Annotated in this window: 9 protein-coding genes; 3 read left to right on the top strand and 6 right to left on the bottom strand. The window is 49.8% G+C overall.

The features are described from left to right. Window positions 1–43 precede the first annotated feature (43 nt). Both ACUVQO_RS08515 and ACUVQO_RS08510 read left to right on the top strand, forming a co-directional pair. Complete coding sequence (locus ACUVQO_RS08515) at window positions 44–256, top strand: hypothetical protein (RefSeq protein WP_445925458.1); 213 nt, start codon at window positions 44–46, stop codon at window positions 254–256. Window positions 257–273: 17 nt separating this feature from the next. Next, window positions 274–462 (top strand): hypothetical protein, encoded by a 189-nt coding sequence (locus ACUVQO_RS08510; protein ID WP_445925457.1) that lies wholly within the window; start codon window positions 274–276, stop codon window positions 460–462. Between the two features lie 60 nt (window positions 463–522). On the opposite strand, the gene ACUVQO_RS08505 is transcribed toward ACUVQO_RS08510, so the two are convergent. From ACUVQO_RS08505 to ACUVQO_RS08480, 6 genes are all read right to left on the bottom strand, one after another. Further along, on the bottom strand, window positions 523–1,644 hold the full coding sequence (locus ACUVQO_RS08505; RefSeq protein ID WP_445925456.1) for a dienelactone hydrolase family protein: 1,122 nt from the start codon (window positions 1,642–1,644) through the stop codon (window positions 523–525). Window positions 1,645–1,746: 102 nt separating this feature from the next. Continuing rightward, on the bottom strand, window positions 1,747–3,354 hold the full coding sequence (locus ACUVQO_RS08500) for an NAD(P)H-quinone oxidoreductase subunit 4 (protein WP_445925455.1): 1,608 nt from the start codon (window positions 3,352–3,354) through the stop codon (window positions 1,747–1,749). 603 nt (window positions 3,355–3,957) lie between these two features. Next, window positions 3,958–4,683, bottom strand: coding sequence for a DUF1995 family protein (locus ACUVQO_RS08495; RefSeq protein ID WP_445925454.1), 726 nt, complete (start codon window positions 4,681–4,683; stop codon window positions 3,958–3,960). Between the two features lie 7 nt (window positions 4,684–4,690). Next, window positions 4,691–5,992, bottom strand: coding sequence for a dihydrolipoamide acetyltransferase family protein (locus ACUVQO_RS08490; protein WP_445925453.1), 1,302 nt, complete (start codon window positions 5,990–5,992; stop codon window positions 4,691–4,693). A gap of 128 nt (window positions 5,993–6,120) precedes the next feature. Continuing rightward, entirely contained in the window at window positions 6,121–6,555 is a 435-nt protein-coding gene (locus ACUVQO_RS08485; protein ID WP_233746711.1) for a YlqD family protein, read from the bottom strand. A gap of 7 nt (window positions 6,556–6,562) precedes the next feature. After that, window positions 6,563–8,704 carry an AMP-binding protein gene (locus ACUVQO_RS08480; RefSeq protein ID WP_445925452.1) on the bottom strand — a complete coding sequence of 714 codons (2,142 nt, stop codon included), beginning with the start codon at window positions 8,702–8,704 and terminating at the stop codon, window positions 6,563–6,565. A 140-nt stretch (window positions 8,705–8,844) separates the two neighbouring features. On the opposite strand from ACUVQO_RS08480, the gene ACUVQO_RS08475 reads away from it, so the two are divergent. Further along, on the top strand, window positions 8,845–9,129 hold the full coding sequence (locus tag ACUVQO_RS08475) for a DUF427 domain-containing protein (RefSeq protein ID WP_445925451.1): 285 nt from the start codon (window positions 8,845–8,847) through the stop codon (window positions 9,127–9,129). Window positions 9,130–9,134: the final 5 nt, after the last annotated feature.

The raw sequence follows: 9,134 nt of genomic DNA, 5'->3' as shown, positions 1-9,134 counted from the left end.
TTAACTAGAAGGCAGCTTAAGGATTTCCACGGGAGGGCTAATTATGTCTCATGACATTGCAGACTGCCCTAAATGCAAACAGTGTGACCTTGTGCTAAAGAAAAATGGCGAGTGGGAGTGTCTGAATTGTCGGTATAGGCACAAAATCCTGAAAACGGAATCAGCGGGTTCAGAGACTCAGACAGATGCCATGACACTATTAGTAGCTACGTTTGTGGTTGCCCTGTTTATTCTGTTTGCGATCGTTGGTGTATAAATGGAGAGGTGGTCGGTATGGACTCTACTCAAAGTGATCTGCAACAACTGGCTACACAAATCTTAGCTGGACTGTTAGCCAATCCTCACGTCTATCCCAGTGTCAGTGATGAACGCTCTAACGGCCAGCAGGAACAGGATTTGATTTTAATGGCGATTGAAATGGCTGAACAACTCATACAAAAAGTTGAAAACAGAAGCCATTAAAGCTCCACCATTTAACACCCAAAAGTTCTTATATAGGATGTGTTAGCGCCATGTAACGCATCACTTTTGGATTAGAAACTTTGCAGACGCTACTCTTTTAAGCACTACCCGTCTTCCACCCCCTTGATCATGCACCGACCCATCAGAAGTGCGAATTTGAGGCTGGGGCGATCGGCCAAAAATCTCCGCAAAGAACTGTCGCATCGCGGCAAACGATCGCTTATCTGCTGCAGCATCATAGGCCGCTCCTTTGGATGGATCGTTGCCTGCGTCCGGATTGGTGAAGCTATGCACTACCCCCCCATAGGAAATCAGTTGCCAGTCCACTCCCGCATTCGTCATCTCTTTTTCAAATGCCTGTACCTGAGCAGGAGGAACATAAGGATCGCTGGCTCCATGCAGTACCAAAACCTTTCCCTTGATATTCTTGGCATCTGCTGGATTGGGCGTATCCAGGTTGCCATGAAAGCTGACGACACCAACCACCGGAGCACCACTACGAGCCAGTTCTAGAACAGTGCCGCCACCGAAACAGTAGCCGATCGCCGCAATTCGATTTGGGTCTGTTAATGAATTTTGTTGCAATATAGCCAACCCAGCGTTTGCCCGATCGCGCATCAGGGGACGATTGGAACGGTAAATGGTAGCCTGAGTCGCTGCGTCTTTAGGATTGGTGGGACGAATGCCTTTGCCGTACATATCGATCGCAAATGCCACATAACCCAACTTGGCTAACTGTTCCGCCCGTCGTTTTACATAGTCGCCCAACCCCGTCCACTCATGTACCACCAGCACACCGGGGCGTTTCCCCTGCACCGCATCATCATAAGCCAGATAGCCTTCCAGCACGATACTGCCATGTTTGTACTCTACGACCTGAGTTTTCACCTCTGCCAGAACTGCCAGGGGAAGCATCATTACAGCGATCGGCGCAATTAAGGCAGACAGAACCACTTTCATGCTGACACTCCAAGTTATCATCCAGCCTTCACTATACTGGAGCGATCGCAAATTTCTACGCTGGTAATAGACTTCACCCTCCAATCGATAGATCTCAAAGGGGTGGAATACCATTTTCCTCGCCATATCTACCCCAAAATACCAGGCCGTCCGCTCTGCCCACAGCAACGCCAGAGAAAACAGCAGCAGGTTGGGCAGTAAATTCTGATCTTCGTTATCCATAGGAGTATCGTCAGACTCCAAATCACTCTCAAATAAGAATCTGGACACCCAATTCGGATGTCCAGAGTTGCCGGGTATTTGGTTAACGATCGCACGAGAAGGCTACTTCACAATTCCCAGTACTTCAGTTGCAACCGGTCTGGGAAGTTGAGGAGCCACCGAGAGCTGGGAAAACAGTTGGATGGGTTGTTGAGCGATCATGGAAACAGCATGACGAGCGTTAGTAGCAACTTCAACCGTCTTGACATCATACGTTTGAGTCAGCAGTTTAGGATAGACCCCGATCGCAATCACAGGCACCAGCAGACAGGCAGTAATAAAAACCTCGCGTGGCTTGGCATCCCAGAGATCGCCACTGGTAGCCAGCTCTAGATTTTCCTTACCGTAAAACACTTCCCGCAACATAGAGAGCAGGTAGATGGGAGTGAGAATTACGCCCACGGCAGACAGCAACACGACAACCACTTTGAAGGTGGAGGTATAGGAATCACTGGAAGCCATGCCCAGGAACACCATCAATTCGCTGGCAAATCCGCTCATACCGGGGAGGGCAAGGGAGGCCATCGAACCGATCGTGAACAGGGCAAATACGGTAGGCATGGTTTTTGCCAAGCCACCCATTTTGTCCATCATCAAGGTGTGGGTGCGATCGTAGGTGACACCCGCCAGATAGAACAGTGCAGCCGCAATCAGACCATGAGACAGCATTTGCAACACGGCTCCGCTCAAACCCACTTCGGTGTAAGAGGCAATCCCTAGCAGCACAAAGCCCATGTGGGAAATGGAAGAGTAAGCCAATCGCCGCTTCAAGTTCTGTTGCGCGAAGGAAACCAGTGCCCCGTAGATGATATTGACAATTCCGAGAATTACCAGCACAGGAGCAAAATACACATGGGCATGGGGCAGCATCTCTAGATTCATGCGAATCAGTGCGTACCCACCCAGCTTGAGCAGCACCCCAGCCAGGATCATGGAGACTGGCGCAGAGGCTTCACCGTGAGCATCAGGCAACCAGGTATGGAGGGGAAACATCGGCAGTTTCACACCATAAGCAATCAGCAAGGCTGCATAAATCAGCAATTCGAAGGGCAGGGAGTAATCCTTTAAGCCTAACTGCTGCATATCGAAGGTGACATTACCGCCGTAGAAGGCCATTGCCAGCCCCGCCATCAGAATGAAGATTGAACCAACTGCTGTATAAAGAATAAACTTGGTGGCTGCATACAGGCGTTTCTGTCCACCCCAAATGGAGATCAGCACATAGACGGGAATTAACTCTAACTCCCACATCAGGAAGAAAAGGAGCATATCTTGGGCGCAAAAGACCCCAATCTGAGCACTGTACATGGCCAGCATCAGAAAGTAGAAGAGGCGGGACTTCTGCTTCACATTCCAGGCCGCCATCATGGAGAGGGTCGTTACCAATCCGGCCAGTACCACTAGAGGCATGGAAATCCCATCCACGGCCAAAGACCAATTCAGGCCCAGTTGAGGCAGCCAGGCGTAAGATTCGGATAACTGAAATCCAGAATTCGTAAAATCATAGCCCCGCCAGAATGCATAGATAATCAGGGCGAAATCAATCAGACCAACGGAGAGTGCATAGTAGCGAATTGTTTTTCCGTACTTGTCGGGGAGTACTGGAATCAGGAGAGAAGCTACCAGGGGCAGCAGAGTAATGGTCGTTAACCAGGGGAAATGCGTACTCATTTTAAGAAGTTACACAAGGGTCGTGGAGGATATGGGCGTTGAGGATGCTGGCTCACAACCAAAAGCAACCAACGCTTAATCCGTTAAGGAACCCTATCCCAAGTGGAGGACTGGAACGAACCAGACGCGCTTGCGATGAATCACTGAACTAGTTGGGGTAGTCACTGAGGTGCTCTGTTTGGTAATTGGAGAGTGACAGCGGCATTTCATAAACCCCGAAGGTTCCCTTGACAGACTAAGCCAACGTCAGGTGAAAGCTCATGTGAACATTTACCTAACGACTATGTTACCCAACTTAATTAAGATATGTAAACTTTTTAGGACTTCTGACAATATTTTGTTGTTATAAATTTTTTCAATTTTCTAGACAAACTTCTATACCTTGTTGAAGGGCGTTTGAAAGTTTGAAAGTATCCGGCGGTTAAAACCACGACTACACTCACAAAGTCTGCCGATGCAGACTCAAAAAATCAAGGTTTTCAGTAACCTGCGTCGGCAGGTTTTCTCCGGATAGCTGCGACTTCAGTCGCTAGGGCGACTTTAAAACATCCTTAGGATCATATATTTCACAAGGTTTGGATGACCAATAGCAATGTCGCCACTTTATTGTCCTAGTGCTTTCAGGATTCGTTGAAGTTCTGAAAGGAATCCTCTTCGGGGAGTCTGGTCTGCTCCCAAAGCCTTACTGAAAATTTGATCTAATTGTTCTGCGTTGGGCTTTAAAGGTTCTTCGGCACAGAGTTGATAACCTTCGCTGGTTTCCAGCCAAACTTGCCAGGGGGAGGGATAAGAGCGCAACAAGGCCGCACCTTCTAAAGGTTTGATGTAGTAACACGGCTCGATCGTGTTGAGGAAACGCTCCCGTAATTTCCGGGCTGCATAGCCAATGCCAACGGTGCCAACATCTTCCAGGCGAGGATTGAATAAGATGACCGGGCGATCGCCTGCTGCATTGCACATCTGCTCAACTAAATTCACTTCTACTGAAGACGGAGCCACAAACAGAAAGATTTGATCCTCCGGCTGAATCAATTCTTCTACCAGGTTGGTTTGTCGGGAACCCGCAATGTCAATGCTTTGAATAGGGTGAGGAAGCTCACCCCAGTCGCGTCTGGCTAAAGCAGCGGCTCCAGCATCCGTAAAAAAGATCTTTAAACCAAAACCATAATCGGCCAGTGCTGGAAGATACTGAAAAGCCGGTTCCATCGGTTTCAGTTCAGGGATGGCCAGTTCCACCTGTAGCCGTGTATATCCGGCTGCTATAGCCGCCTGAGTTGCTGTGCGGGCTTGAGCGATCGCGTCATCTAATGTTGTCGGGAAGTCAGTCATGCGTTTGTTACAACGTGAGGGACTGCGGGTTGGTTTCAATTAACTGAGCCAGATCCTTGAGGAAAGCAGCGGCATGGGCACCGTAAATGATCCGGTGATCGCAGGTAATGTTCACTTTCATTTGTCGCTTCACGCCCAACATGCCATCTTCGTTAGCTACCACAGCAGGGAGAGAGGCTCCAATAGCCAGAATTGCGCCAGTTCCGGGGGGAAGAATGGCCTCAAAGCGATCGACTCCAAACATGCCCAGATTCGATACCGTAAAGGTTCCCGTGCTGTACTCCTCTGGTTGTAGCTGTTTAGTTCTGGCGCGATCGACCAGATCCTTCCAGGTTCGCGACAGGGTATAAATATCCTGCTTATCTGCATTCTGCAATACAGGAGTAATAAGTCCGCCATCTTCCATCGCCACGGCCAGAGCTACATTGATGGACGCGGGATAATTGATGCTCTGGTTCACATAACTGGCATTCAACAGGGGATGCTTCTGCAGAGTAACAGCTACGGCCTTTGCCAACAGCACCGTCATTGTCACACCTTTGGACTTAATTTGTTTGTACAAAGCATCCAGATTGTCGGTTGTAATCGTGTAGCCGACATGATAGGTGGGAGCTTCCAGGCTGGTCAGCATGTTCCGCACAACCGCATTCTGCAGGGTAGTTAATGGAACTTGCTGTCCAGCAACAGCCGCAACCGAAGCCAGAGGAGTGGGTCGCAGCGGTTGGGTAGCGGTGGCGATCGCAGGAGCGGTGGGAGTTGGGGGAACTGCGGGAGTTGGGGCAGGAGTAGCAATTTTACCTGCTGCCGCTTCCACATCCTCGGCCACAATCCGACCGTGAGGCCCACTACCTCTCAAGGTAGCCAGGTCTACTTTTAAGTCTTTAGCCAGTTTCCGGGCACGGGGAGACGCGATAATCCGACCATTCTTTGATCCAGCCCCATTATCAGATGTAATCACGGGAGCTTCTACAGCAACCTTTGCCGAGGAGGAAGCCGCTTCTTTAGCGGAGGAAACACTGGCGGCTTTCGGTTGAGTCGTTCCCTGTTGTTGGGCCGTGGTAATTTCTGCTTCAGTTTCTGCAATCAGGGCGATCGCTGCTCCGACAGGGGCAGTTTCGCCTGCTGGAACTATGATCGTCGCCAGGTAGCCCGCATAAAAGGACTCCACATCCATGTCTGCTTTATCAGACTCGACTACCACCACGGTTTCACCCTTTTCCACCTTGTCACCTGGTGCCTTGAGCCAGGAAACAATTTTTCCCTCCGTCATGGTGGAACTGAGGGCAGGCATGAAAATTTCATTAATCATGGGGCAAATTCCAGTTCAAACGGTTAATAGAACGAATGGCTCGGAGAACGAGAATAGTTAGATTAGCAGGGGGTTAGGGAACTGCCAGAAGTGGAGCAGATACTAGATCTACGTTAAACCAGACCCGTTTAAACGGTGCCGCGAATTTCCTCGATAATGCCATCTCGCAGGAGAATTTCGACCTGCATTTTGGCAATCAGGTTATCGCCGACCTCTACCCGAAAGGTGCTGTCAATCTGCCCCTGGTTGACTTCCTGGTCTAACTCCAGCACCTGTACCTGTTGCAGTTGTTGCAAGATTTGATTCTTTTGCTCTAGCAACTCACTCTTCTTCTGATTGACCTGAACCCGTAAGCTTTCAACCTGCTGCCCACCGTCCAGGCCCTGCTTCTGCAACTCAGAAATCATCCGCTGAGCTTGCATTTCTAGCTCCTGCAGCTGACTGTCTACCTGGTTGATTTGGGCTTGCAGTTGCTGTTGGGCTTCTTCTTTCCAGCGAGGCGTAACGATCGCCTTGACATTAACAGCACGTTTTAGGAGCAAATGAGATGGGGAAACATCCATAACCACTTCACTCAAACATCTCGTTAATCATACCCTGGTAGCGATCCATCACAACGTTTCGACGAATTTTTAAGGTCTGGGTCAGCAAGCCGTTTTCTACTGAAAAGGGTTCCAGAAGTAAGCGGAATGGCCCAATGCGATCGTCAATCTTGTAACCAGGTCGATCCTGTACTTCCCGGTTGAGTTCTTTGCGGAACAGATCTTGAATTACTTTACTGTCGAGGGTGATGGGGGTCAGCGATGGAGAAGATGAAGGAGATAGGGAGGTTGGGGGAGAACTTTGAACGTTGATTTGTTTCTCCTTGCCTTCTCCAGCTTCCTCACCCTCCCCATCTTGCCCGCCTTTCTTTGGCCGTCCGCCTTCTACCCTTTCTTGTGCAGCTTTCGGTAACTGCAGAACATACCCCTGCCCGATTGCCCATTTTTCCAGAGCTTCCAGATTTGGCACAATCAAGGCACCGAGGCTCTTTTGATCCTGTCCTACAAGCATGATCTGATCAATATATGTGCTGCGCAGGCAGGCATCTTCGATCGGCTGGGGTTCAATATTTTCGCCATTGGTGAGGACGATCGTGTCTTTGGCTCGACCGGTAAGTACCAGATCGTTTTGCTCCGTGACCCAGCCTAAATCACCACTATCAAACCAGCCATCGGGGTCGATCGCCTTGCGGGTCGCCTCCGGATTCTGGTAATAGCCCTGCATCACCTGTGGCCCTCGAATCAGGACGAGTCCCCGCTGTCCGACAGGTAAGGGTTTGCGAGTTTCAGGATCAACAATTCGGATTTCGGTACCGGGAATGGGTTGTCCAGCAGAGCCTCGCAGATTGCGCCAGGGACGACGAGCATTGGTAACGGGAGAGGTTTCAGTCAGACCATAGCCCACTAGGACTTCAATTCCAACGATCTCAAAAAAGTCGTCCAGGTGCCGAGCCAGGAAGCCACCCCCACTAATTGCCTGCTGAAATTGTCCGCCTGTAGCGGCTTCCCGCACTTTGGAGTACACCATCTTTTCTCCCAGGGCATGGATGGGGTAAAGGGCTGCCATCTGCAATCCAGCAGCGACTTGTTCTAAAGGTGAGGGATTTTGGTGCAGTAAATCCAGGTTCTGCCAAAGCCGACGTGCTTTGATGTAGTTCAGGCTTTTCTCCAGAAAAAAATTGATCAGCTTCTGCTTGCTTTCTGGCTGCTCTCGGAATTGCTTCTGAATACTTTCATAGACCGACTCCCAGATGCGCGGCACGCTGATCATATAGTTGGGTTTGAAGTCCTTCAAATCTTTTTTAATGGTGCGGATGCTGGTATAGATCTGCGTGCAACCCTGAGACATCAAGAAATACTCAATACTACGCTCATAGGCGTGCCAAGTGGGGAGAATACTGAGAATCCGGGTTTCCTGATGAGCAGGGGAATTGATTAGGCCGGAAGCGGGTTGTACGACAGTTCCCAGCGTTTCCACCTGATGCAGGAGATTGCCATGACTCAGCATTGCTCCCTTGGGTTTTCCGGTTGTTCCGGAGGTGTAAATGAGCGTGGCCAGGGAATCCCGATTCTGGTTGACAGGTTGTAGTGGCCGACCTGCTCCCAATTCCATGACTTGCGAAAAATTCAGTACCTTCAATCCCAGATCATCGGGTGGAGGTTCATCAGTTAACAGAACAGCGAATTTGAGGGACAGATTATCTAGCGAGTGGCGTTGTTTTTCCAGGGTTGCCAGGTCTTCCAGGGCTACGGCTGTAGAACCGCTATTTTCTAACAAGAAGTGCAGTTCGTCTTTGTCGGCCTGAGAACTGCGAACGGCATTCACCACGCCAGCCATCATCATTCCCTGATCAGCGATCAACCAGCGGGGGCTGTTATCGGAAAACAGACACATGTGCTCTCCTGCCTGCATTCCCAGTGCTTGCAAACCAGCCGCAAACTGTTTGATGGACTCATACAACTGGTTGTACGTCAGCTTGACAGGTGGTTTGAGATGGGGCGCGTGGAGAGCTGTGACATTGCCAAAGCGCTGTGCTGCGATCGCCCAAATCTCTGGTAAAGATTGCACGCTGCTGTAGTCTACCAGACGGCTCAAATTTTCCCGTTCCCGCTCTGACATCGAGTAATTCGTGCGGCTCATGGCGATCGCTCCCGGAGTTCTTAAACCCATTTTAGGGATTTAGCCTGATTTTCAGCCTAATTATGTTCTGGATGGAGAAGTTTTTTGATAGACAGAATTGATTTTGTCTATTGTCGGATGAGGCCACTGTTCGTTAGGCTTTTCTTGAAGTTGCATGAATCTCTTTTGTTATGCCGAGAGCAATTTGGAATGGTGCCGTGCTGGCCGCAAGCGATCGCTGTGAAGTGGTAGAAGGCAATCAGTATTTTCCGCCTGATGCCATTAATGCTCAATACTTCAAGGAGAGCAGTACTCACACCACCTGTCCCTGGAAAGGGATCGCTAGTTACTACACGATCGAAGTAGACGGTCAGATAAATAAAGATGCAGCCTGGTACTACCCCAATCCCAAAGATGCGGCTAAAAACATCAAAGGCTACATTGCCTTCTGGAAAGGCGTAAAGGTAGAAGCTTAGGACAA

The sequence above is a fragment of the Leptodesmis sp. genome (genome assembly GCF_052746595.1).
The sequence above is the reverse complement of the archived record's forward strand: the minus strand, read 5'-3'. Positions and strand labels throughout refer to the sequence as shown.